Origin of the sequence: Lentzea sp. CA-135723, from assembly GCF_050936595.1 — a bacterium.
Lineage (GTDB): Bacteria > Actinomycetota > Actinomycetes > Mycobacteriales > Pseudonocardiaceae > Lentzea.
Map to the genome: position 1 here is coordinate 2,117,595 of NZ_JBNJMK010000001.1, position 24,035 is coordinate 2,141,629.

Here is a 24,035-nt window from a genome sequence, read left to right on the forward strand (position 1 = left end):
CGACGGCGTGGGGGCGGCACCGCGATGCGCCCGTCCGCCCGCGCATTCCCCCGGCAACGTTCCGAGCCACACCACTAGGATCACGGCGTGACCACAACCCCGGCCGAAGTCGTGCTGACGAACCCGGCCACCGCCGTCGCGCAACGAGCGTTCGCGGGCACCGTGGCGGCCGCGCTGGCCGTCGGCGTGGTCGCGCTCCCCTTCTCCGGCGGCCCGTGGTGGGCGATCGTCCTCTCGGAACTGGTCGTGCTCGTCGGCGTGTTCGTCATGTACCGGGTGTGGTCGTCGGCCGGCACGTCCGCGAGCCGGACCACCGCCCTGCGCGCCAGGGGAACCGCCACCACCGCCGAGGTCGTGAGCAGCACCAAGGACTTCGACGGCGAGTCCGTCACGCACGAGCTGAAGCTGTGGATTCCGCTGGAGGACAGCGGTTTCGAGGTGCACCACCAGTGCAACCACTACCGCGGCGAGCAGAACCTCGAGGTCCTGGTCGACCCGGCTGACCGCACCTGGGCCGTCCTGCACTAGGCCGTGGAGTCCCGCACCACCAGCGTCGTCGCCAGTTCGATGTGCAACGCCTCTGGCCGATGTCCGTCCAGCACGCGCATGAGCTGCGTGACGGCGATGCTTCCCATCTCCTGCAACGGTTGCCGCACGGTCGTGAGGCGCGGGTTGGTCGCCTCGGCCAGGTCGATGTCGTCGAACCCGGCCACCGACAGGTCTTCCGGCACCCGGAGGCCGTACTCGCGCGCGGCCTGCAACGTGCCGACGGCGACCTTGTCGTTGAAGCACACGACGGCGGTCGGGCGGGGCTCCAGCGCGAGCAGTTCCACAGCCGCCGTCCTGCCGTGCGCGGTCGTGGGTTCCACGTGCCGCAACCGGCTAGGAGACAGCAGCACGCCCGCCTGCGCCAGCGACGCCCGGTGGCCGGCGAGGCGCGCGTCTCCGGCGAGCCACTCCTCCGGGCCCGCGATCACGGCGATGTCGCGGTGCCCGAGGGCGATGAGGTGGTCGGCGACGGCTCGTGCGCCCGCGAAGTGCGCGGCGGACACCGAGGCGATGTCGGGCAACGGCAGGATGCGCGGGTCGACCACGACGAACGGGTAGCCGGCGCGGGACAGCGCGACCAGGTCGTCGCCCTCCTCCGGCGGCAGGATGAGGATCGCCGCGTCGACGTCGGTCATGTCCGGCAGCGCGCGCAACGCGGCAGAGCCCTGACCTGACTCGCCCGCGTCCAGCAGCATGCGCAGGCCGTGCAGTTTCAGCGTTTCGGCGATCGACGACACGATCAGGCCGAAGTAGTCGGTGAGGACGTACGGGCAGCGGACGTAGACCGTGCGCGTGCGCTGCTCCGGAACCACCTGCCTGCGGCGTTCGACGGCTTGGAGGACCAGGTCACGGGTCCGCTGGGCCACGTTGACGTGATCGTTCAGCACGCGGGAGACGGTCGCGATCGAGACACCGGTCTCCGCCGCGATGTCCCGCAGGCTCGCGCGTTGTTTCACGTTCTCGATCTTGCGTTCCACCAGGTCACTGTACCGGAACTCCGCAGAACCATTGACGATCGCCACACCCAGGTGTTTCATCCTGAAACACCAGCGTTTCACAGTGATCTAGACGTGTTACATGTCGTTAGGACGTCAATGAGAACAACCGCGATCGTCGCCCTGGTAGTCGGCCTCACCGCCGTACCGGCAGCCGAGGCCTCCAGCGCCCCGCAGGTCCGCGTCTGGGTCACCACCCCGGACCGGGCGGAGCTGATGCACGAACGCCCGCGCGTCACGTTCGGCACCAGCGAGTCGGCGCACCCGACGATCGTGGTCGACCCCGACCGCCGCTACCAGGAGATCGACGGCTTCGGCGCGTCCATCACCGACTCGTCCGCCGAGGTCCTCGCGGGCCTGACCCCTGCCGCCCGCGCCGAGACCATGCGCAAGCTGTTCGACCCGGAGGACGGCATCGGCGTCAGCTTCCTGCGCCAGCCCGTCGGCTCGTCCGACTTCACGGCGGCGCGGGAGCACTACACCTACGACGACGTCCCGGCCGGGCAGACGGACTTCCCGCTCAAGCACTTCAGCATCCGCCACGACGAGGCGAAGATCCTCCCGTTGCTGCGCGAGGCGAAGCGCCTGAACCCGAGGCTCAAGGTCATGGCCACGCCGTGGAGCCCGCCCGCGTGGATGAAGGACAACGACTCGCTGGTCGGCGGCAAGCTCAAGGACGACCCGAAGATCTACGACGCGTACGCGCGCTACCTCGTGAAGTTCGTTCAGGCGTATGCGAAAGCCGGCGTGCCGATCGACTTCCTGTCCGTGCAGAACGAGCCGCAGAACCGCAAGCCCGACGCCTACCCCGGCACCGACATGGGCGTCGCCGCGCAGGTCCAGGTGATCGAGGCGCTCGGCCCGAAGCTGAGGTTCGCCAGCCCGCGCACCAAGATCCTCGGCTTCGACCACAACTGGGCCACGCACCCCAACGACGGCACGGCGGAAGCCGACTACCCGTACCAGATCCTGCGGTCCAAGGCCGCGAAGTGGGTCGCGGGCACCGCCTACCACTGCTACTACGGCGACCCGAGCGCGCAGACCGCGTTGCACAACGCCTTCCCGGACAAGGGCATCTGGTTCACCGAGTGCTCCGGTTCCAAGGGCGCGGCCGACCCGCCGGAGAAGGTCTTCAGCGACACCCTGCGCTGGCACGCCCGCAACGTCGTCCTCGGCACCACCCGCAACTGGGCCCGCAGCGCCGTCAACTGGAACATCGCGCTCGACAGCACCGGCGGCCCGCACCTGGGCGGCTGCGCCACCTGCACCGGCCTCGTCACCGTGCAGCCGGACGGGTCGGTCGTCACCGACGCCGAGTACTACACGATCGGCCACCTGTCGAAGTTCGTGAAGCCGGGCGCGCGCCGGATCGCCAGCACGTCGTTCGGCACCACCGGCTGGAACGGCCAGATCATGGACGCCGCGTTCCGCAACCCGGACGGCTCCACGGCCCTCGTGGTGCACAACCAGAACGACGACCCGCGGTCGTTCGCGGTCAACGTCGGCGACCGCACGTTCGAGTACACCCTGCCCGGCGGCGCGCTGGCGACGTTCACCTGGACCACCCAGCACAGGAGCAGGCTCGACCAGGTCTCGCTGGCCGGTGCGACCGCGACTCCGGACGGCGCGCTCGCGATCGACGACGACGCCTCGACCCGCTGGTCCAACAACGGCGCCCAGGCGCCCGGCCAGTTCCTCCAGGTCGATCTGGGGCGCCGCAAGGACTTCCGCCGCGTCGCGGTCGACTCCGGCGGCAACCTCGGCGACTACGCCCGCGACTGGGAGCTCTCGGTCAGCGACAACGGCACGAGCTGGCGCAGGATCGCGTCCGGTGAGGGTGTCGGCCAGCTGACCACCATCGACGTCCGCCGCACCAGCGCGCGGTACGTCCGCATCACGTCCACCGGTGCCGCGAGCAACTGGTGGAGCATCGCCGATTTCCGGCTCTACAACTGAATAACTGCTATCGGGCGCTTACACCCCTGCAAGGAGCGCTATGTCAATGATGACAAAACGTTGGCGCGGCATCGCGATCGCGGCGGCCGTGGTGACGGTGGGAAGCACACTCGTGTCCTCCCCCGCCGCCACCGCGGCGACCAACGCGAGCGTCTGGCTGACGACAGGTGACAAGGTCAACGCCCTCACCAAGCAAGGGGACGTGACGTTCGGCTCGGGCGGTTCCGGGTCGACGATCACCGTGAACCCGAACTCCACCTTCCAGTCCATGGTGGGCTTCGGCGCGTCGTTCACCGACGCGGCGGCGTGGAACATCTTCAACTCCCCGCGCCGCAACGAGATCATGAACAACCTGTTCAACACGTCGAACGGCATCGGGCTGAGCTTCGTCCGCCAGCCGATCGGCGCGTCGGACTTCTCGCGGAACTTCTACACCTACAACGACGGCGCCGCGGACCCGTCGCTGTCGCGGTTCTCCATCGACCACGACCGCGCGTACATCCTGCCGTTGTTGCAGCAGGCCAAGCAGCTCAACCCGCAGGTCTCCTTCATGGCGACCCCGTGGAGCGCGCCGGCGTGGATGAAGAACAACAACAGCCTCATCCAGGGCCAGCTGAACGACAGCCGCATCGGGGTCTACGCCGACTACCTGGTCAAGTTCGCCCAGGCGTACAAGGCCGCCGGCATCCCGATCGACTACCTGTCCGTGCAGAACGAGCCGAACTTCGAACCGCCGGGCTACCCCGGCATGAGGATGTCGGCGCAGCAGCAGGTCAACGTCATCAACACGCTGGTGCCGAAGCTGCGCGCGGCCGGTGAGCAGGCCCGCCTGCTCGGCTACGACCACAACTGGGACGACACGAACTACCCGCAGACCGTCAACAACGGCGCGGGCAACAACGTGATCGGCTCGGCGTGGCACTGCTACGGCGGCAACCCGAGCGGCCAGTCGGTCGTGAAGAACAACCAGCCGGGCAAGGACATCTTCTTCACCGAGTGCTCCGGCACGAAGTCGTCCAGCGACGCGGCGACGTTCCGCGACACGTTGCGCTGGCAGGGCATCAACCTCGCGATCGGCGCTACCCGCAACCACGCGCGGTCCGTGGCGATCTGGAACATGGCCCTGGACCAGAACAACGGCCCGGTCATCGGCAGCTGCACCAACTGCACGGGCGTCGTCACCACGGCGGGCGGCAACGTCACGTACAACGCCGAGTACTACGTCCTCGGTCACCTGTCGAAGTTCGTGAAGCCCGGCGCGGTCCGCATCGACTCGACCGGCTACGGCGAGGGTGGCGTGCAGAACGTCGCCTTCCGCAACCCGGACGGCCAGATCGTGCTCGTCGCGCTGAACTCGGGCGGTCAGCAGAACTTCCGCGTGCAGTACAACGGCCAGACGTTCGGCTACACCCTGCCGGCCGGCGCGATGGCGACGTTCACGTGGCCGGGCAACCTCGATCCCGGCCAGCCGCCGACGGGCCGCACCGGCGCGATCACGGGTCTGGGCGGCAAGTGCCTGGACGTGACGAACGGCTCGACCACCAACGGCAACCTGCCGCAGATCTGGGACTGCTTCAGCGGCCCGAACCAGACGTGGACGCTGTCCTCGGACGGCACGGTGCGCGGCCTGGGCAAGTGCCTCGACGTGACCGGCAACGGCACGGCGAACGGCTCGGCGGTGCAGCTCTGGGACTGCTTCGGCGGTCCGAACCAGAGGTGGACGGCGTCCGGCGGCACGTTGGTGAACGCGGGCAGCAACAAGTGTCTCGACGTGATCGGCAACAACAACGCCCACGGCGCGAAGTTGCAGATCTGGGACTGCACGGGCGGGGCCAACCAGCGGTGGACCGTGCCCGTGTAGGTGAATAGGTAGGACGGCGAAAGGCCGGTGTCCGAAGACGGCGGACACCGGCCTTTCGCTCGTCCTGAGCCCAGGACGACAGCCTCTAGGACAACGCGGTGCGCGGTGCCGGGAGGAACGCGGCGAAGTCCCGGTTCGACCGCTTGTCGCCGTGCAGCAGTTCCTTCACCCAGGCGACGACCGACGCGGGCGAGGGGTGCAGGCCGTCGAGGTGGGCCACCTCGACGAGCTCCCCCAGCCGGTCCTCGATCGCGACCGACCAGCCCGCGCGTTCCTTCCACACGAGCGCCACGTAGTGGTCGGGGTGCTCGGCGAGCCGCCCGTCCAGTGCGATGTAGGCGCCGGGCAGCGGGGTGAGCTCGAAGCACGAGCTGTCACCGCGCAGGCCGAGCCCGGTGACGACCTCGCGGACGTACCGGCGGAGTTGCCGCGCCGCAGAGTCGTCGAAGTCGATGTCGAAGCCGAAGTCAATGGTCATGCCGCGGTCCATGCCGGGTGGATACCCGTACGGGGTGTCCAGGAAACGTGATGCAGGACATCCGTACGGGTATCCGGTCGGTCACCCGCCGTAGGGGTTCGCGGCCTTCTTCGTGGCGTAGGTCAGCATCGGCCTGACCTTGGCCCAGTGGCCGTCCTGGCACGAGTACGCGGGCAGGAACCCGGTGCACTCGCCCTCCCAGTTGCCGATCTCCCACGTGTAGTGCGGCACGCCGAGCTCGCCGTACACCCAGTCGTCGATCGAGCCGCCCGCGGTGTAGAGCAGCTCGCCCGGCTGGCCGTACTGCCACTCGGGCCCGGCGAGCTGCGCCATGTCCTTCGCCATCGCGCGCAGCGGTCCGTCGTTCGGCGACGGCGTGGTGGTGTAGCCCCACGGCAGCAGCACGACGTTGAGCGCGGCGTGCATGGTGACGACCATGCCGCGGGTCTTCGGGTCCGCCGGGTCGGTCAGGCCGGGGCCGCGGGTGTCCGGGAAGAGCGACCGCATGAGCTTCTCGAGCGCCCTGGTCTCGACCTCGGAGTCCGGGCTCGGCCCGCGGTAGACCTGGTGGCACGGGTCGGACGACGTGCCGTTGTCACCCCACTGCGCGTCGAAGTTCCGGTTGACGTCGATGCCGATCTGGGCGTTCGGGTCCTGCGTCGTCGGGCAGTCCTTCGGGCCGTTGGTGTAGTTGGCGTTCTTGCGTTGCAGCTTGGGCGAGTCGCCGCCGGACTGCACGATCTGCACGCCGTCCGGGTTCGCGATCGGGATGACCCAGACCTCGGTGGTGTCGAGCAGCGAGGTGACCTCGGCGTCCTTGCCGTAGCCCTGGGTGAGGTGGTCGATCCAGCGCCACGCCATGTCGCCGGTGGTGATCTCGCGGGCGTGGATCTGGCCGGAGACGACCATGCGCGGCTTGCGGGAGTTGGGCGACAGCCTGCAGTCGCCGGGACGCCACTTCGTGAGGCAGACGGCCTTGAGGTCGTAGCCGCCGGCGCCCTGGGTCTTGCGCCACGAGTCGCCGTAGTCGACGACCTTCGCGAGGCCCGCGTACTTGAACGCCACCTGGTCGAGGTGGGCGTAGTGCGCGTTGATCGTGCGGTAGCCGCCGTAGTAGGTCTCGGTGACGCCGTGGCCGCGCGTCTTCAGGTCGTTCGACGGCGGGGCCATGACCGACTCGACCTCGCCGGCGAACCCGGCGTCGGCGAGGTCGGTGTGCGTGGCCTTCGACCCGAGCACGAACAGGTCGTCGCCGTCGCGTTGTTCGAGGACGTCGAACCCCCGGGCCAGCAGGTCCTGTGCCTTCTGCCCCAGCGGCGCGGGGACGCGGTAGACGTAGGTGGCGCCTTCCTGCGCCGTCGGCTGCTCCGGTGGCGCCGCCACCGACGTGCCCATCAACAAAGCCGCGCTGGCGGCGCCCGCCAGCGCGAGGCTCAGCCTCTTCATTCCGGTGAAACCCCCTGTGACTCCATCAGGCGCGCCACCAGTCCGCCCTGGTCGGCTCGCGGAACGCGGTGGTCCCGCAGTGCACCTCTCCCGCACCGGCGTGCAGGAAGTCCCAATCCTCCACCCACTTGATCTTGACCGCGGTGCCGCTCAACGCCTGTTCCGTCCTGGCCTGGAACAGGTCCGTGCCGCCGACGCGCGGTCCGTGGGGGTCCGGGGCGCCGAAAACGCCGCCGCCGAGCGAGATGCCGTTGGGGATGCCCGCGGAGTGCGCGACGAACACCGCTTCCGGTGCCTCTCCCCTGCGCATCCGCTCGCTCAGGCCGGTGAGCTGCTCGCGGGTGATCCGGCCGGACGCGGTGAGCTCGCCTGCCGCCGCGGTCAGCTCCGGCCAGCGGAACTCCTGGAACAGCACGGGAACCCTGACCAGCTCGCGGTCGGCCAGGCCGGTCTCCCTGGTGAGCACGGCGAGCTGGGTGTCGATGTGCTTCGCCGCGGTCTCGTTGCGCCGCAGGAACTCCTGGTCGGCCAGCGCCTGGTCGATCGTGGGCTTGTCCCGCTCGCTGGTGCCCTCGAACAGGACCGCGCCGCCGTGACCGTCCTTTGTGGCCTTGCGCAGGACGTCGAGGGCGAGCCTCGGGTCGGCGACCATCAGCGTCCAGCCGCGCGCGTTGCGGGCCGGGATGGCGTGCACGGTCTCGTCGGAGTGGCCGACGGCGAGCCAGGACGTGTCGATGACGACCGGGTCCGCGTACTGCGAGCCGATCATCCTGGCGAACGTCGGGTCGGGCATGCGTCCCGCCGTGCTGCCGAAGAGCGGCCGGCCCAGCTCGTGACCCCGGTACGGTGGCAGGCTCTCGTAGTTGCCGGTGGAGTTGAGGCTGTCGTCGACGGCCTCGGTGCGGTCGGGCGTGTACTGCTGGACGACACCGACGTCCGGGCCGCGCAGGGCGCTGAACACGACACGGCCGGCGGGACGCAGGGCGGGCGGGTAGTGGACGCCCTCGAACTCCATGCCCGGCCGGTAGTTGGCGCTGCGCAACAGCACCCGCATGACCTGCGGTCTTCCGTTCGGTCCCGGCATGGACGCCGTGGTGGGCTCGAAGATGTCCTGGAACCAGCGGTCGTCGTTCTCGACGATCTGAAGGGTCTCGTCCGGCAGGTTCGCGGCCTTGACCGCCGCCTTGAGGCCGGCGAGGAACTCGGGGTAGCCCGCGTCGAGGCCCGGGCTGATGGGCTTCGAGGTGACGACCCTGCTCGGTGCCTTCAGGTCGTTCTGCATGATCAGCGGGGCGACCCTGAGCTGGACCGGGTCGGTGCCGCCGCCGGACTTCAGCGTGACGGTGACGGTGCCGTCCCAGACGGCCTTGTCCCGGATGACGTCCTTGCCCTCCAGGCCGAGCTTGACGCCCTTGCGGAGTTCGGCGGCGGTGAGCGCGCCCTTGTCGCCGAGGGACGTCCAGGTGCCGTTCCGTTCGACCCACAGGCGGGCGTACCGGCCCTGGTTCGCGCCGAGCTCGATGGTGCCGCCGGCCTGGGTGCTGCGCGGCATCGTGCGCAGCGGGGCGAGGTCCTGGGCGTCCTGCGGGCCGTTGAGGACGTCGTCCTGGGCGTCGTTGCAGGCCGCGAGGCGTTCGTCGACGGCGATGGCGCGGTCCCTGAGGTCCTCCTCGGTCACCTCGCAGCGCTTCGCGTCGTCGTCCAGGTTGGGCAGGAAGATCGCGCCTCTGGTGGTGGTCCACCTCGTCTTGCCGGCCTGGTCGGCCCAGTCGACCCCGCCGTCGCGGTTCGTGTCGGCCAGCAGCGTCGCTCCCGGCGCGGCCTGCGCCGGTACCCCCGTGAAGATCACGCTCGTCAGTGCGGCCACCGCGGTGGCCGCCAGAACACGTCGCATCACAAGTTCCCCCTCGTGTGTTCCTCAGGCTATTGAAATTCGCAATGCCGACGCATCCGACTTCAGGCGACTACGCATCCACCTCAGGTCGTGGGCCGAACGGGTGACGCGTCTCGGTTGGCCTCGCATACGGTTCGGTCATGGACGTGCTCACCACCCCCTCGCTGCTCGGGCGGGACGACGAGATCCGTTGTCTGTCCGGGATGCTCGCCGCAGGCCTCGAAGGCCGGGGCGGTGCCCTTGTGCTGCGGGGCGAGGCGGGCATCGGCAAGAGCACGCTGCTCGGTCACGTGCGCGGGGCGGCGGGTTTCCGGGTGCTGGAGGCGTCCGGGTCGGAGTACGAGACCTCGCTGCCGTTCGCCGCGCTGCACCAGCTGTGCCAGCCGCTGCTGGGCTCGTCGTCCGGTCACCACCGGGAGGCGCTCGACGTCGCGTTCGGGCTGGCCATCGGAAAACCTGATGTGCTGCGGGTCGGCATGGCCACCCTGGACCTGCTGAGCCGGTCAGGCCCGCTGCTGTGCCTGGTGGACGACGCGCACTGGCTGGACGAGGCGTCGGCCGGGGTGTTCGCGTTCCTGGGGCGGCGGCTCGCGTCCGAGGCCGTGGTGCTGGTGTTCGCGGCACGGCCCGGCGCACCGTCCCGGATGGACGAACTGCCCGGCCTGGAGGTGCGTGGCCTGGCCGACGCCGACGCGCGGGCGTTGCTGACGTCCGCGGTGGTGGACGACAAGGTGCGCGAACGGCTGTTGTCGGAGGCGCGCGGGAACCCGTTGGCGTTGCTGGAACTGCCCAGGGCGGGCGGGTTCGCGATGCCGGACGTCGCGTCGGTGCCGAGCAGGATCGAACGCAGCTTCCAGGAGCGGGCCGCCCGGTTGCCGGACCCGGCGCGGCTGCTGCTGACCGTCGCCAGTGCCGACCCGACCGGGGAACCCGGCCTGCTGTGGGCGGCCGCGCGCGGGCTGGGGATCGACGTGGCGGTGGCCGGAGCGGAGGTGGAGGCGTCCGGGCTGGTCGGCGTCTCGGCGCGGGTGCGGTTCTGCCACCCGCTGGCGCGGTCGGCCGTGTACCTGGCCGCGTCCGCCGCCGAACGGCAGGCGGTGCACCTGGCGCTGGCCGCGGCCACTGATCCGGTGGCCGATCCTGATCGGCGGGTGTGGCACCTCGCCGCGGCCGGGACCGGGCCGGACGACTCGCTGGCCGCCGAGCTGGAGCTGTCGGCGGATCGGGCGCGGTCTCGTGGCGGGGTGGCGGCCGCCGCGGCTTTCCTGGAACGGTCGGCGGCTCTGTCGCTCGATCCCTCGTTGCGCGCCGCGCGGACGTTGGCCGCGGCCGAGGCGAAGCTGGACGCCGGCGCCGTGGACGTGGCGGTTGAGCTGCTGTCGACGTGTTCGGGTGAGGACTCCCGGGCGGATCTGTTGCGCGGCCGGATCGCGTTCGTGCGCTCGGTTTCGAACGACGGGCCCGAGTTCGTGTTGCGGGCGGCTCGGGCCGCCGGTGCCGACGTGCGCGACCGGGTGCTGGACGCGTTGGAGATCGCGTTGGCGTTCGGGCGTCCCAGCGGCGTGATGGACGCGGTGGTCCTGGAGGCTCGCGGGCTTCCTCGTGGTTCGGACGTGCTGGAAGCGTTGGTGCTGCTCGCGGACGAGGAACACGCGGCGGCCGTTCCGCTGCTGCGGCGGGTGTTCTCCGGCGACGAGATGGCGTGGACCCGGCACCCGGCGCTGGCGACGATGCTCGCGGGTGAGTTGTGGGACACCGGGGTGCACTCCGCGGTGACCGAGTGGCTGATGAAGACCGGGCAGCAGGCCGGTTCGCCGTTCGTGCTGCGGCTCGGGCTGGCGCAGTCGGCGGTCGGCTCGGTGCTGCGCGGGGACTTCGGGGCAGCGGTGTCCGCCATCGCCGAGGAGGAGGCGGTCGCGGACGCCCTGGGGCTGCCGCCGTTGCGGTACGCGCGGTTGCACCTGGCGGCCTACCGCGGGCAGGCGCAGCAGGTGCTCGCGGAGTCCGAGCACACGGCGCGGGAGGCTTCCCGGCGGGCCGGGGTGCTGGTCGCCAACACCTCGTGGGCGTCTGCCGTGCTGCACAACGGACTCGGTGACTACCCGGTGGCGTTGGCCGCTGCCCGCGCCGCCGTCGAGCCCGGCGATCTCTACCTGGCGGGGAGTGCGTTGCCCGAGCTGGTCGAGGCGGCCGTGCGGTGCGGCGAGACGGACCTGGCGGAGGAGGCACTGGCCGGCCTGGTCGCCCGGACTTCTCCTTGCGGCACCTCGTGGGCGGCTGGTGTGGCGGCTTACGCGCAGGCGCTCGTCGTCGGCGAGGAGTCGTGTTTCGTGACGGCGGTGGAGCGGCTGTCGGCCAGTTCCGCTCGTCCTCACCTGGGGCGGGCGCATCTCGTGTACGGGGAGTGGTTGCGGCGGGCGGGCCGGCGGGTCGACGCGCGGGTTCAGCTGCGTGCGGCCCACGATCTGTTCGGTGAGATCGGGATGGAGGCGTTCGCCGCCCGCGCGGCGGTGGAGCTGCAGGCGACGGGCGAGGTGGCGCGGAGCCGTTCCGCCGACGCGGTGGAGTCGTTGACGATGCAGGAGACGCACATCGCGCGGCTGGTCGCGTCCGGTGCCACGTCGAAGGAGGTGGCGGCCCGGTTGTTCCTCAGCCCCCGCACGGTCGATGCCCACCTGCGCAACATCTACCGCAAGGTGGGCATCAACTCACGCCGTCAGCTGGCCGGGCTGTTCTAGGTCCTCGGCACGAGCCCGAGCTGTTGGGCGGCCCACAGGCTGTCCGCGTTGAGCCAGTACTCGGCGATCCTGCCGTCCTCGACGCGGAGGATGTCCGTGCCGTAGAAGGAGAACTCGCCCGCCTCGGCGAACCAGCGGACGACGGTGAACGGCGCCTGCTCGATCGGGCCCACGTCGATGGTGAACTTCAGGCCGGGCGTGTTCTCGTGCGAGCTGCGGACCCACTCGACGAGATTCGCCTTACCGCTGTGGTCCTGCTGCGGACCACCGGTCAGCGGCGCCACGTGCCACACGATCTGCTCGGCGACGATGTCGTCGGCCTTGGCGAGATCGCCGTTCCAGAAGTCGAGCCAGGTTTGGGTCAGCATCACTTGTCTCCGTGGTGTCCGGGGGCGGCGCTGCCCGTGTACTCGCCCAGGTTCGACACGAGCTGGGTGAGCTCGGGGTCGCTGTCGTACCGCTTCTGGTGCAGGGCCGCGATCTTCGCGCCCATCTCGGGGTCCTCGTCGTCGGTGATGTCGAACGAGACGAACTTGTCGACGAGCGGCAGTCCGACGCGGTCGGTGTTGCGGTGCGCGGGGTGGATCAGGTACTCCCAGTACCCCTCCAGGTCCTCGATGACGAACGTGGCGCCCCACTCGTACTCGCCGCCGTAGTCGCGACCGACCACGAAGGACTTGACGCTCGGGATCACGCGTCCCTGGTTGCGCAGGCTCTCGAGGGCTTCCTCGATCTGCTCGGGCGAGGCGTCCTTGCGCAGGGTGAGGCGGTTGCCGTGGTAGATCATGACCTGTTCTCCTTGTAGACGAGGGCGAGTGCTGCCGCCGCTGCGGTCGTTGCTGCTCCGGTCCAGGTGAAGGCGCCTGCGATGCCCGTTGCCCGGATCAGGGGTTCGAGTGCCAGTGGTGAGAGGAACTGGCCGAGGAAGATGCCCGCCACCAGCCCGCTCAGGACGCGGCCCCGCTGGGACGGTTCGGCCAGGTCGGCGAGGGTGGTGTTGAGGTTCGGGACCACCAGGCCCACGCCCAGGCCGCCGATCAGCAGTCCCACCGTGATCAGGGCGGTGTCGGGAGCGCTGCCGATGGTGAGCCAGCCCGCGCCGAGCAGTGCCACGCTGATCGCGGTGGTGTGGCGGGTGTTCAGCTTCGGGTAGAGCAGGGCGCCCGCGACGCTCGCCGCCGTGCTGCCGGCGATGACGATGCCGATGGTGGTCGGGGTGGCGTTCATCGACCTGAGCAGGAACGGCAGCTGGGTCGGCGCCATGTAGAAGATGAGGGTGGCTGTCAGAGCCATCGCGTAGATCGCGAGCGCCTGTCTGGGGATCGGGTGCTTCTGGGTGGTTCTGCGCTCGGGGCGGTCGTTGGTCAGGCCCGTTGCGGCTGCCGCGGCGATGACGGCGGCCACGCTGTAGAGCCAGAACGGGAGGCGCCAGTCCTGTGCCGCGAGGATTCCCGCCAGCGGGAGGAAGACGACTCCGCCCAGGCTTGCCGCCGCTTGCTGGTAGCCGAGGAACTTGCCGCGCTCCTTGCCTTCGAACCAGTCCGCGATCAGGGCGCTCACCGCGGTCATGATGCCGCCGACTGCCAGGCCCAGGATCGCCCTGGTGGTCAGGAGGAGGGGCAGGTTCGTGACGAAGTACCCCGCGGTGCCCGCGGTGGCGTAGAGGACCAGGCCGGCGGTCAGCAGGGGTTTGCGGCCTGTTCGGTCCGCTATCGCGCCCGCTGCCGGTGCGCTGACCGCGATGGCCAGGGAGGTGATGGTGAGGGCCAGGCGGACCAGGACGCCCTCGCCGTACACCTCGCCCATCGCGGGGAGGCTGGGGGCGATGATGGCCGCGGCCATGATGGTGAGGGTGGCGGAGGCTAGGACCACCGCCCGTGCCGTTCGCGTTGGCGCAGTTCGTGTTGTCACGAGAGCCAGCTTGGCGCCGGCCGGTCCGTGTTCGCGTCGGTAGGCGTTACGTAGGTACGTCGCCTACGCGGTGGTCGTGCTACATGCGGTCCAGCAGCCTTGCCCTGGCGATCTCCAGGTGCGCGGTCATCGCCGCGCTCGCCGCCTCCGGATCCCTGGCGGTCAGCGCGTCCACGATCGCGCGGTGCTCCGTGATCGTCTGCACCCCGAACGGCTGCTGGAAGTTCAGCCGGAACAGGTGCAGGTGGCAGTGCGTCTTCACGAACGACTGGAGGACCGCCTCGTTGCCCGCGATCCGCAGGATCAGTTCGTGCAGCCGTTGGTCGTGGGCGGTGAGGTTCTTGTAGTCGTCGTAGGCGTTGTCGGCGGGGGCCGCCGGGCAGGTGGCGAGTTCCTCCTCCACCTGCTCGACGGCTTCCGGGGTCATGTTGATCGCGGCCAGCGCCGCTGACGGGGGTTCCAGCAGGAGACGGAGGGCGTAGAGGTCGGCCACCTGTTTGCGGTTCAGCAGGTCCGTCACGCTGTAGCCGCGCAACGGGAGCCTGCTGACCAGTTCCTCGGATTCGAGGCGTGCCAGTGCTTCTCGGACCGGGGTCGGGGAGACGTCCAGCCGGCGGGCCAGCTCGTCTATGTTCACCCTGGCGCCCGGGGTCATGCCGTCGCTCATGATCAGGGCGCGGATCTGCTCGTAGACGTCATCCGCTAGCACGCGCCTGGCCGGTATCCGCAACACCACTCCTGAGACTCCCGTCTAGTTCTTGGCCAGTATCTCCTGCGAGACGCGTTCCATCTCGGCGAACACGTCGTCGGAGCGCTGGCCCGCGAAGTACGCCTCGAAGAGCGGTTGTTCGCCGGACTGGACCGCGCTGCCGTTGGCGTAGGCGGTGGACGGGTAGAGGACGTCGTCCTTGACGTACTGGTTGAAGACGGTCAGGTCCACGCCCTGGGACTTCATCGAGGTCACGGTGTTGTCCATGGCGGCCGGAATCGACGGGAAGAACGTGCCGGTGGCGCCCGCCTTGGTCTGGCACTCCTCGCTGCCCATGAAGCTGACCCACTTCCAGGTCAGGTCCGGGTTCTTGGTGCCCGCCCAGATGTTGTTGCCGTTGGAGTTGGAGAGGACGGAACGCTTGCCGTCCGGGCCGAGGACGGTGGGGGCGATGCCGACCTTGACGCCGGGGATCTTGCCGAACGACGGCGCGGACCAGGAGCCGCCCATGGTCATGGCGACCTTGCCGGAGCCGATCAGGTCGACGTCGGAGATGGTGGACTGGTTGCCGGTGGTGAAGGTGCCGAGCTTCGGGGAGAAGCCGCGGTCGGTGAGCGAGAGGACCCACTTCATGGTCTTGGTGAAGCGCGGGTCGGTGTAGTTGAACTTCGTCGGCCACTGGTCCTTGTCGCCCAGGCGCCAGCCGAGCGTGTTCACGAACGGGGCCCAGGACGTCTCGCCGATGAAGCTGCGGCCCGCCATGGCGCCGATGCCGTAGGTGGCGATCTGGGTCTTGTCGAAGCCCGGTTCGTCGCCGTGCCTGCCGTTCTTGTCGATCGTCAGGCGGGCCACGACCTTGTCGAACGTGCCGCCGTCGTCGGGGTTCCAGGTGAGCTTCTGGACGTCGGCCTCGGGGACGCCTGCCTTGGCGAGCATGTCGGCGTTGTAGTAGAGGGCGGAGGCGGCCCAGTCGAGCGGCAGGGCGTACTGCTTGCCGTCGGTGAACTTCCAGGTGTCGACGCCGACGGAGAACTTCTTCAGGTCCACAGAGGACTTGGTGATCAGGTCGTCCAGCGGCATCAGCTGGTGCTGCGAGGCGTAGGCCTGCAGGAACTGGACGGAGTTCTGGAACGCGTCGGGGGCGGTGCCGGCGACGAAGCCCGCGGTGAGCTTGGTGAAGTAGTCGTCGACGTTGTAGCGGGTGATCTTGATGTCCGTGCCGGGGTTGGCGGCCTCGAACGCCTTCTCGCACTCCCCGTAGGCGACGGCCTGCTTGTCGTCCCACGTCCACCAGTTCACGGTGTTGCTGCCGGAGCCCTGATCGGAACTCCCGCAGCCCGCGACCACCAGGGCTGTTGCTGCGACGAGGGCAGCGGCGGCGATTTTCATGGCTTCTCCAAGAGACGGGATCGGAAGGCGTCGAGTGCGATGTCGAGGTCGTCGGAGCCGCCCGCCTCGTGGGCGCTGTGCTCCCAGACGGCAATCTCCTTGGGTCCGGCGTAGGCGTGGTAGGCGCCGAACACGGTGGACGGCGGCACGATGTCGTCCATCAGGCCGACCGAGAACCACGCGGGGGCCGTGGCTCTGGCGGCGAACCCCACACCGTCGAAATAGGACAGTGCTGGGAACACGCCGGATCGCCGGTTCTCGGCGATGTAGGTGGTCAGCTCGGTGAAGGGCGGCTTGCCGGCCACGTTCAACGCCCGCCGGAAGTCGCACAGGAACGGGGCCTGCGCGTGCAAGGCCTTGAGGTCGGGGACCAGGCCCGCCACGGCGAGTGCGATGCCGCCGCCCTGGCTGTTGCCGAGCACGGCCACGTCGGCGTGTCCCAGCGTCCGCACGGCGTCCACGGCCCGGACGGCGTCGGTGAAGACGCGGCGGTAGAAGTAGGTGGAGCGGTCTTCGATGCCGCGGGTCATGAACCCGGTGCCGCCGCGCTGGTCGCGCACCTGGACCTGGAGGTGCGCGAACCCGGCGCTCGCCCAGGTCAGGTTCTCGACCGCGCTCCCCCGGTTGCCGCCGTAGCCGTGGTACTGCACGACAGCGGGAAGGTCGGCTGCGCCTTTCGGCAGGCGCAGCCAGGCGTGGATCCGCTCGCCGCCGAAGCCCGCGAACGACACGTCGTACACGTCGAGAGTGCGCAGCGGGGTGTCCACCCACACCGCCTCGACTGCCAGGTCGAGCGACCGCGCGTCGGCGAGCGTGGAGTCCCAGAACTCGTCGAAGTCGGCCGGGCGGACGTAGCCGCTGCGGTACTCCCGCAGCGCGTCCAGGGTCAGGTCGGTCAGCAAGAGATCCTCCCGCGCACTTCCACGACATCGCTCACAACGACCTCGGTGACCTCGCCGCCGATGCTCACCGGCACGAACTCCGCCGCGTCACCGGAGATCCGCCGCAGCCGCACCGTCACGTCGCCGTCGTCCCAGGTCACGTCGATCGACAGCCCACCGCGGCAGCGCAGGCCGCGCGCCGCGCCGGTCGACCAGCCGGACGGCAGCGCGGGCAGCACGTCGACCACGCCGGTGTGGCTCTGCACCACGACCTCGGCGAGGGCCGCGGTGAAGCCGTAGTTGCCGTCGATCTGGAACGGCGGGTGCGTGCTGAACAGGTTCGGCAGCAGGCCGCCCCACTCGGACCCGTCGACCGGCGCGTCGCGGTGCCGGTCGCCGGTGAACGGCTGCGAGGCCTCCAGCAGCAGCGAACGCACGGTGTCGCCGTCGCCCAACCGGGCCCGCAGCGCCATCTTCCAGGCCCACGACCAGCCCATCGCGCCGTTGCCGCGCCGGTGCAGGACCTCGAAGGCCGCGTCGCCCAGTGGGGTGCCGGCGACGATCTGGCCGAGCGGGTACACGGACACCATGTGCGACATGTGCCGGTGCGTGGCGTCCTCCTCCACGAAGTCGCCGGCCCACTCCCCCAGCCGTCCGCCGAACACCGGCACGGGCCGGAGGCGAGGCAGCGCGGCCGAGATCTCCGCCAACAGCGGATCGGCGCGGCCCGACGCCAGGGCCAGCGCCAACGTCCGTTCGAACACGGCCCGGATCAGCACCACGTCCATCGTCACGGACCACGTCAGCGCCTGCGGCTCGCCGTCGACCAGGAACCAGTTCTCCGGCGAGGTCGACGGGCACGTGTCGAGGTAGCCGTCCGGGCCCTCGACCAGCCAGTCGAGGCAGAACTCCGCACAGCCGCGCAGCAACGGCCACGCACGCTCCAAAGTGGACCAGGTGCGGGCGAAGTCGTAGTGGTCCCAGGCGTGCTGGACCAGCCAGGCGCCGCCCATCTGCCAGATCGCCCACGACGGCGCGCCGTGGCCCATGCCGACCGGCAGCGCCCATCCCCACGCGTCGGTGTTGTGGTGCGCCACCCAGCCCCGCGCCCCGTAGAGCTGTGAGGCGACGTCCGCGCCGGTCACCGCGAGCTTCTCCAGCAGCTCCAGCAACGGGTCGTGGCACTCGGCGAGCCCGGTGACCTCGGCCGCCCAGTAGTTCATCTGGGTGTTGATGTTGATCGTGTAGTTGGACGACCAGGCGGGCCGCAGGTCGGCGTTCCACAGCCCCTGCAGGTTCGCGGGCGGCGCGCCCGGCCGTGACGACGAGACCAGCAGGTACCGGCCGTACGCGAACAGGACGGAGGCGATGAGCTGCTCGTCCTTGCCGGCCAACAGCTCCGGCACGTCCACGACCTCGGGCAGGTCGCCGAACCGCACCTCGCAGGCGTCCATCAGCGTCATGTGGTTGCCGTGCCGCCGCCCCTGCCACGTCTGCGCGGTGGTCGAGCTCGTGAGGGTGAGCAGCCAGCGCTCGCCCTCGGTGATCTTCACCGTCACCGAACCACGTCCGCCGTTGCCGTAGACGGGCGCGTCGACCTGCGGCTCGTGCCGCGGAGCCGAGTCGGCGGGGATCTCGACCACGACGTCCAGGCCGTCCCGGCTGATCTCCCGCAGCGGCGTCGAGACGTCCACTTCGGACGGCACGGCACCGGTGATCTCCACGCACAGCGCGGTTTCCGACGCCCACACGCGCCTGGTGACCTCGACGCCGTCGATGGTCAGCCGTTCGGTGACCACTCCGGTCGCGAGGTCCAGCGTGCGGCCGTGCGACTCGCCCTCCGGCAGCGTGATCCACAGGTCCACGTACGACAGGAACGTCTGGCTGTACGGGCCCTCGAACGACATCAGCAACGACGTCGCCCGTTCCAGGTCACCGCCGAAGATCGCCTCCCGCACCTGCGCGAGCCGTTCGGGACCGGCACCGGTGGCCAGCACGCCGGCCAGCGCACGCGAAGGTCCGTCCTGGGTCCCCGACCAGACGGTCGCGTCGTTGACCTGCACGCGGGACCGGCCGGCCCCGCCGAACACCATCGCGCCGAGACGGCCGTTGCCCACGGGCAGCGCCTCGGTCCACTCTTGCGCCGCTGCCGGCCAGTGCAGTCTCACTTGATCCCCGTGAAGCCGATGGAGTTGACCAGCCGCCGCCCGAACACCACGAACAGCAGCAACATCGGCAGCGCCGCGACCAGCGTCGCCGCCATCAGGCCCGCCCAGTCCAGTGACGCCTGCGGTGAGGACTGCTTGAACACCGCGAGCGCGAGGGTGAGCGGACGGACCGACTCGTCGTTGGTGACGAGCAACGGCCAGAAGTAGTCGTTCCAGGTGGTGATGAACTGCAGCAGCGTCAGGGTCGCCATCGGCGCGACGCTCATCGGCAGCACGATCCGGAAGCACACCCGCAGCGGCCCGGCGCCGTCGATGATCGCGGCCTCCTCGACCTCGTGCGAGAGCCCGAGCATGAACTGCCGCAGGAAGAAGATGTTGAACGCGGAGAACAGCGCGGCCGGCAGGATCATGCCGCCGAACGTGTTGAGCAGCCCGAGGTCCTTCATCAGCACGAAGTTCGGCAGCAGGGTGAACACCGACGGCACCATCAACGCCGTCAGCAGCAGCCCGAAGACGAAGTCGCGGCCCTTCCACCGCAACCGGGCGAACGCGTAGGCGGCCAGCGCCGACAACCCGACCGTCAGGATCGTCAGGATCCCGGCGTACACGACGGAGTTCCACAACGCCAGCGCGAGATCGATGCTGGCACCCGAGCCGCCTTCCGCGGCCGCCTCGGCGGGGCTCGCCAGACCCAGGGCGCGCTTGAACGGGCCCCACGTTAAGTGCACCGGCAGCAACGACGACGGGTCGGTCGACATCGCGAAGTTGTTGGACAGCGCGGTGCGCAGCATCCAGTAGAACGGGAAGATCGTGACCAGCAGCACGACGACCAGGTAGCCCCAGGCAACGCTCCTGCCGAGTTTCATCGAGAGGTTCACCGAGCCTCCTCTAGTCGGTGTCGGACTCGCCGGCGCGAGCCATCCGCATCTGCGTGAACGTGACCGCGACGAGCAGCAGGAACAACGCGAGCGACATCGTTGCGGCGTAACCGAAGTCGAACTGGCCGAAGGCCTTGTCGTAGATGTACATCTGCAGCACCAGCGACGCGTCCGCCGGACCGCCCTTGGTGCTGACCTGGACGATGTCGAAGACCTGGGTCGAGCTGATCACGTTGAGGATCACGACCATCACCAGGATGGGCCGCAGCAACGGCAACGTGAGCGAGCGGAACAGCTGCCACTCCGACGCGCCGTCGATCCGCCCGGCCTCGTAGATCGACGCCGGAATGGTCTGCAGGCCCGCGAAGATGAGGACCGCGTTGTAGCCCATGGTCTTCCAGACGTTCAGCGCGGCCAGCGTGGGCACCGCCCAGTCGTCGGACGCGAAGAACATGACCGGTTCGCCGGTGACCCAGGTGATCAGCTGGTTCACGATGCCGAGCTGCGGGTCGAGCATCCACGTCCACACCAGCGCCGTGACGACGCCGGAGATGAGGAACGGCAGGATCATCAGCCCGCGGACCGTCGTGTTGACCCCCAGCCGGTGCAGCACGACGGCGGTGAGCAGCGAGACGCCGATGCCCAGCACCACCGACAGCACCACGAAGTAGGCGGTGACGCCCAGCGAGTGCCAGAACCGGGTGTCGTTGATCAGCTCGACGATGTTGTCGAGGCCCGTCCACACGGGCGGGCTGAGGATGTGGAACTCGGTGAAGCTGAGGTAGACGCCCCGCAGCATCGGGTAGGCGAAGAACACGCCGAACCCGGCGAGCGCGGGGGCGACGAGCAGCCACGCGACCCACGTGTCGTGGCGGCGCGAGGCGGGGCCCCGGCGTTTGCGGGGCGGAGACGTCGCGGTGGCGGGGCCACGCACGACCTGGGCGCTGGAGTCCTGCACGGTTGTCACCACGACGCCTCCTGGTCCACTCAGATGCGAATGCTGTCGACGTCGAACACGGAGTCGTCCGGGTTGCCGATCCGGACGGTGTTGTTGCCCTTCAACAGGTAGAGGGGCACGGTGACCTTCTGCGGCGTGTTCCAGTCGTCGTCGTTGGAGCCGGCGACCGGCAGCTTGAAGCTGGTGCCGTTGACGGTGATCACGCCGGTCCTGCTGGCGTCGGCGGAGATGTAGGCGAGCTCGGCGAGGTACGTGCCCTCCCGGGGCGCGACGATCGTCGGCATGGTGAGGTTGCCGCTGCCGCCGATGTACCCGACCTTGCTACCGCCGGAGCACGCGCAGCCGTAGACGGTCGCGCCGCCGCCGGGGCTGCCCTTCTCCGCCTCGTACGTCACGCTTTCCTGGGGCGTCACGAAGTTCACGGGCTTGGAGCGCGCGCCGTTCTGCACGACGGTGAACTCGTAGGCCGTGGCCGGGGTGAGGCCGTTGATCGTCGCCTTGGTGTCCGTGGTGGTGGCGACCTTCTTGTTGCCCGCGTAGACGTCGTACCGGACGCCGGTCTTGCCGTACCACTGCAGGGAGACGCTGTTCGGCGTGGCCGCGGTGCCCTGCACGACGCCCGGCGCGACCGAGGAGCGCGGGGTGATCGTGAACAGCTTCGAGCCGTGCACCGGCAGTTCCTCGGTGATGGAGCCGGACTTCTGGCCGACGTCCTTCCTGGCCCACACGTCGCGGACCTTGGCGTTGCCGCTGATGCCGAGCTTGGCGAAGTCGGCCGTGACGGACGCCGGGCGCGAGCCCAGGTTGAACAGCGCCACGGTGTAGCTGCCGTCGCGGTTGCGGGCGTACCAGACCTGCTGGTCGGAGAACTGGTCGACCGGGCGGGCGGGGATGCCGGCCTGGTTGATGCGGATGACCTCGTCGTTGGTCAGCAGCTTGTAGCCGTAGTCGTCGATCTTCGTCAGGTCGTCGCCGATGTACAGCGGCGAGGACGAGATCGACCACAACGTCATGTAGCTCTGGCGTTCCGCCTCGGTCAGGCCGTCCATCTGCCCGTTGCCGACGGCGAGGCTGTCGAGGTTGTTCCAGTGGCCGGGGCCCGCGTCGTCGATCCACTGCACGACGTCGTTCCAGCGCTGCTTCACCGAGGCGTTCCAGGTGACGAGCGTGTCGCAGTAGCACTCGACGTCTGTGTCGACGCGCCAGCCGTTGGTGTTGGCCTTCCACACGTCGGCCTGGCGGTGGCTGAGCGCCCACGAGATGAGGAACTCGATCGGCCGCCCGGTGCTCTTCAGCGCCGAGTTCCACGCCTTGACGTCGCTGGTGTTGTCGTAGCGCTCGCCGCCGCGGAAGCTGCCGGGACCGACGCCGTCGAGCTTGAGGAAGTCGACGCCCCAGCCCGCGAGCGTCTGCGCGAGCGAGTCGATGTACTTCTGCGAGCACGGGTTCGCGAAGTCCATCTTGTAGGCCGAGTCCCACCCGTTGGTCTTGCGCAGGTCGGGGTAGACGACGTCCTTGGTGGTGCAGCCGGGCGCGTTGAAGATCGGCGTCTTGCCGTCGTTGTACGCCTTGGGGTCCAGGCCGACCGCGAGGTAGGAGCCGAACTTCATCCCCTTGCCGTGGATGTAGTCGCCCAGGAACTTGAAGCCACGCGGGAACTTCTTCGCGTCCACCACCGGCCTGCCGTACTCGTCGAACGAGCCGAGCCAGCCCGCGTCGACGTTCACGTGGTCGTAGCCGGCCTTCTTGAACTTCGCGGCCAGCACGTCCGCCTGCGCCAGCACGTTCTTCTCGTTCAGCCAGCTGGCCGGGCCGTCCGGGTTGACGCCGGGGTAGTTGGTCGCCTGCAACGTCCAGCTGCTCCAGCCCATGTAGGGCTTCTCGGCTTTGGCCGCGGTCTGCTGGGTCGCGGGTGCTTGGGCTTGGGCCGCCGGGACCGCGATCAGCGACGCGAGCAGGCCGGCAACGACACCTAACGCTCTCAAGACCACTCCTTTGTGATTTCTCGTGCTGTTTCAGCGACTGCTGCTCATCTGGCGCGGAGGTCGTCCATCGCGTCGCGGTCCCAGTCGATGCCGAGACCCGGTGAGTCAGGGGCGAGCGCGTGTCCGTTGTGGATGGTCATCTCGCTCTTGGTGATCGCCCGCAGCTGCGGGATGTGCTCGACGAACTTCCCGTTGGGCAGCGCCGCCGCGAGGCTGACGTGCAGCTCCATCAGGAAATGCGGGCAGACGTCCGCGTTGAACGCCTCGGCGACGTGCGCGACCTTCAGGAACGGCGTGATGCCACCGATCCGGGCCGCGTCGACCTGGATCACCGAGGCCGCGCCCCGTTCGAGGTACTCGCGGAACTGCGCCACCGAGTAGAGCGACTCCCCCACCGCGATCGGGATCGGCGTGGTCCTCGCGAGCCTGGTGTGCCCGCTGACGTCGTCGGCCGGCAGCGGCTCTTCCAGCCAGGTCAGGTTGACGTCGCGAAACGCGTCGGCCCGGCGGATCGCCTCCGCACCGGTCATGGACTGATTGGCGTCCACCATGATCGCGAACCGCTCGCCGACCGCAGCCCGGACGGCTTCGAGGCGTTCGACGTCCTCGGTCAGGTCCGGCTTGCCGACCTTCACCTTGATGCCCTGCCAGCCCTGCGCGGCCGTCTCCTTGGCGCCCGCGACGAGCTCTTCGGTGCTGAGGTGCAGCCACCCGCCCTCAGTGTCGTACAGCGGCACGTCTTGGCGGAACCCGCCTGCCATGCGCCACAACGGTTCCTGGGCGCGCAGGCACTTCAGGTCCCACAACGCGGTGTCGACGGCCGCGAGGGCGAGCGAGGTGATCGCACCGACCGTCGTCGACCGCGTGGACGCGAACAGGTCGTGCCAGACGTGCTCGATCCGGCGTGCGTCAACGCCTTCGAGACGCGGCAGCAGGTGGTCTTTCAGGAGGGCGAGGACCGAACTGCCGCCCGTGCCGATCGTGTAGGCGTAGCCCAGGCCGGTGAGCCCGTCGTCCGTCGTGACCTCGACGAACACGGTCTCCTGCTGGACGAACTGCTGGACCGCGTCGGTGCGCACCGTCTCGACCGGGACGTCGACCTGGAACGCCTGAGCACGCACGACCTTCGCCACGCCAACTCCTCGGATCTCTGATCCTATAGGATATTTGACGGGGATTGAACAAGGGCATCACAAGCGTGTCAACGGTCGTTTGGCCACCGTCCCACGCCCATGAGAG

Annotated in this window: 19 protein-coding genes; 4 read left to right on the plus strand and 15 right to left on the minus strand. The window is 69.3% G+C overall.

What is annotated here, in order from left to right:
* Positions 1-87: 87 nt before the first annotated feature.
* Positions 88-528: a hypothetical protein gene (locus ACQEU1_RS09170; RefSeq protein WP_433198286.1), complete on the plus strand. Its 441-nt coding sequence runs from the start codon at positions 88-90 to the stop codon at positions 526-528.
* Here the strand turns inward: ACQEU1_RS09170 and ACQEU1_RS09175 are convergent.
* Positions 525-1,526, minus strand: coding sequence for a LacI family DNA-binding transcriptional regulator (locus tag ACQEU1_RS09175; protein WP_433198288.1), 1,002 nt, complete (start codon positions 1,524-1,526; stop codon positions 525-527). The two genes, ACQEU1_RS09170 and ACQEU1_RS09175, sit on opposite strands and share 4 nt — an antisense overlap.
* 117 nt (positions 1,527-1,643) lie before the next feature.
* Here ACQEU1_RS09175 and ACQEU1_RS09180 point away from each other — a divergent pair, with 117 nt between their 5' ends.
* Both ACQEU1_RS09180 and ACQEU1_RS09185 read left to right on the plus strand, forming a co-directional pair.
* Positions 1,644-3,500 carry a discoidin domain-containing protein gene (locus ACQEU1_RS09180; protein WP_433198290.1) on the plus strand — a complete coding sequence of 619 codons (1,857 nt, stop codon included), beginning with the start codon at positions 1,644-1,646 and terminating at the stop codon, positions 3,498-3,500.
* Positions 3,501-3,546: 46 nt separating this feature from the next.
* Positions 3,547-5,361: a ricin-type beta-trefoil lectin domain protein gene (locus tag ACQEU1_RS09185; RefSeq protein ID WP_433198292.1), complete on the plus strand. Its 1,815-nt coding sequence runs from the start codon at positions 3,547-3,549 to the stop codon at positions 5,359-5,361.
* An 85-nt stretch (positions 5,362-5,446) separates the two neighbouring features.
* Here the strand turns inward: ACQEU1_RS09185 and ACQEU1_RS09190 are convergent, their stop codons facing one another.
* From ACQEU1_RS09190 to ACQEU1_RS09200, 3 genes are all read right to left on the minus strand, one after another.
* Positions 5,447-5,839, minus strand: a complete 393-nt coding sequence (locus ACQEU1_RS09190; RefSeq protein ID WP_433198294.1) for a DUF6292 family protein — start codon at positions 5,837-5,839, stop codon at positions 5,447-5,449.
* An 81-nt stretch (positions 5,840-5,920) separates the two neighbouring features.
* Positions 5,921-7,285, minus strand: a complete 1,365-nt coding sequence (locus ACQEU1_RS09195; RefSeq protein ID WP_433198296.1) for a M14 family zinc carboxypeptidase — start codon at positions 7,283-7,285, stop codon at positions 5,921-5,923.
* A 25-nt stretch (positions 7,286-7,310) separates the two neighbouring features.
* A complete protein-coding gene (locus ACQEU1_RS09200; protein ID WP_433198298.1) occupies positions 7,311-9,179 on the minus strand; it encodes a protein-arginine deiminase family protein in 1,869 nt (622 codons plus the stop codon).
* 140 nt (positions 9,180-9,319) lie between these two features.
* Between ACQEU1_RS09200 and ACQEU1_RS09205 the strand changes: the two genes are divergently transcribed.
* Positions 9,320-11,917 (plus strand): helix-turn-helix transcriptional regulator, encoded by a 2,598-nt coding sequence (locus ACQEU1_RS09205; RefSeq protein ID WP_433198300.1) that lies wholly within the window; start codon positions 9,320-9,322, stop codon positions 11,915-11,917.
* Here ACQEU1_RS09205 and ACQEU1_RS09210 read toward each other — a convergent pair.
* The 11 genes from ACQEU1_RS09210 to ACQEU1_RS09260 form a co-directional block, all read right to left on the minus strand.
* Positions 11,914-12,285: an ester cyclase gene (locus tag ACQEU1_RS09210; protein ID WP_433198302.1), complete on the minus strand. Its 372-nt coding sequence runs from the start codon at positions 12,283-12,285 to the stop codon at positions 11,914-11,916. The genes ACQEU1_RS09205 and ACQEU1_RS09210 overlap by 4 nt on opposite strands.
* On the minus strand, positions 12,285-12,704 hold the full coding sequence (locus ACQEU1_RS09215) for a Dabb family protein (RefSeq protein WP_433198304.1): 420 nt from the start codon (positions 12,702-12,704) through the stop codon (positions 12,285-12,287). Before ACQEU1_RS09215 ends, ACQEU1_RS09210 begins: the two co-directional genes overlap by 1 nt.
* Positions 12,701-13,828: an MFS transporter gene (locus ACQEU1_RS09220; RefSeq protein WP_433198306.1), complete on the minus strand. Its 1,128-nt coding sequence runs from the start codon at positions 13,826-13,828 to the stop codon at positions 12,701-12,703. The genes ACQEU1_RS09215 and ACQEU1_RS09220 overlap by 4 nt, the downstream gene beginning before the upstream one ends.
* A 79-nt stretch (positions 13,829-13,907) precedes the next feature.
* The gene (locus tag ACQEU1_RS09225) at positions 13,908-14,537 is read right to left on the minus strand and encodes a GntR family transcriptional regulator (RefSeq protein WP_433198308.1); all 630 of its coding nucleotides are present in this window, start codon (positions 14,535-14,537) and stop codon (positions 13,908-13,910) included.
* Between the two features lie 42 nt (positions 14,538-14,579).
* Complete coding sequence (locus tag ACQEU1_RS09230; RefSeq protein WP_433198310.1) at positions 14,580-15,926, minus strand: ABC transporter substrate-binding protein; 1,347 nt, start codon at positions 15,924-15,926, stop codon at positions 14,580-14,582.
* Positions 15,923-16,828, minus strand: a complete 906-nt coding sequence (locus ACQEU1_RS09235) for an acetylxylan esterase (RefSeq protein WP_433198312.1) — start codon at positions 16,826-16,828, stop codon at positions 15,923-15,925. The genes ACQEU1_RS09230 and ACQEU1_RS09235 overlap by 4 nt, the downstream gene beginning before the upstream one ends.
* Positions 16,822-18,975 (minus strand): glycosyl hydrolase family 95 catalytic domain-containing protein, encoded by a 2,154-nt coding sequence (locus ACQEU1_RS09240; protein WP_433198314.1) that lies wholly within the window; start codon positions 18,973-18,975, stop codon positions 16,822-16,824. The genes ACQEU1_RS09235 and ACQEU1_RS09240 overlap by 7 nt, the downstream gene beginning before the upstream one ends.
* Complete coding sequence (locus ACQEU1_RS09245; RefSeq protein ID WP_433198316.1) at positions 18,972-19,853, minus strand: carbohydrate ABC transporter permease; 882 nt, start codon at positions 19,851-19,853, stop codon at positions 18,972-18,974. Before ACQEU1_RS09245 ends, ACQEU1_RS09240 begins: the two co-directional genes overlap by 4 nt.
* Before the next feature lie 10 nt (positions 19,854-19,863).
* On the minus strand, positions 19,864-20,823 hold the full coding sequence (locus tag ACQEU1_RS09250; protein ID WP_433198318.1) for a carbohydrate ABC transporter permease: 960 nt from the start codon (positions 20,821-20,823) through the stop codon (positions 19,864-19,866).
* Between the two features lie 17 nt (positions 20,824-20,840).
* Positions 20,841-22,796, minus strand: coding sequence for a fibronectin type III domain-containing protein (locus tag ACQEU1_RS09255; RefSeq protein WP_433198320.1), 1,956 nt, complete (start codon positions 22,794-22,796; stop codon positions 20,841-20,843).
* Between the two features lie 44 nt (positions 22,797-22,840).
* On the minus strand, positions 22,841-23,929 hold the full coding sequence (locus tag ACQEU1_RS09260; RefSeq protein ID WP_433198322.1) for a mandelate racemase/muconate lactonizing enzyme family protein: 1,089 nt from the start codon (positions 23,927-23,929) through the stop codon (positions 22,841-22,843).
* Positions 23,930-24,035: the final 106 nt, after the last annotated feature.

Excerpts from the sequence above, each read along its gene's own strand:
- ACQEU1_RS09180 (WP_433198290.1), top strand. The coding sequence starts at position 1,644 with ATGAGAACAACCGCGATCGTCGCCCTGGTAGTCGGCCTCACCGCCGTA.
- ACQEU1_RS09185 (WP_433198292.1), top strand. The coding sequence starts at position 3,547 with ATGATGACAAAACGTTGGCGCGGCATCGCGATCGCGGCGGCCGTGGTG.
- ACQEU1_RS09190 (WP_433198294.1), bottom strand. The coding sequence starts at position 5,839 with ATGACCATTGACTTCGGCTTCGACATCGACTTCGACGACTCTGCGGCG.
- ACQEU1_RS09195 (WP_433198296.1), bottom strand. The coding sequence starts at position 7,285 with ATGAAGAGGCTGAGCCTCGCGCTGGCGGGCGCCGCCAGCGCGGCTTTG.
- ACQEU1_RS09200 (WP_433198298.1), bottom strand. The coding sequence starts at position 9,179 with ATGCGACGTGTTCTGGCGGCCACCGCGGTGGCCGCACTGACGAGCGTG.
- ACQEU1_RS09205 (WP_433198300.1), top strand. The coding sequence starts at position 9,320 with ATGGACGTGCTCACCACCCCCTCGCTGCTCGGGCGGGACGACGAGATC.
- ACQEU1_RS09210 (WP_433198302.1), bottom strand. The coding sequence starts at position 12,285 with ATGCTGACCCAAACCTGGCTCGACTTCTGGAACGGCGATCTCGCCAAG.
- ACQEU1_RS09215 (WP_433198304.1), bottom strand. The coding sequence starts at position 12,704 with ATGATCTACCACGGCAACCGCCTCACCCTGCGCAAGGACGCCTCGCCC.
- ACQEU1_RS09230 (WP_433198310.1), bottom strand. The coding sequence starts at position 15,926 with ATGAAAATCGCCGCCGCTGCCCTCGTCGCAGCAACAGCCCTGGTGGTC.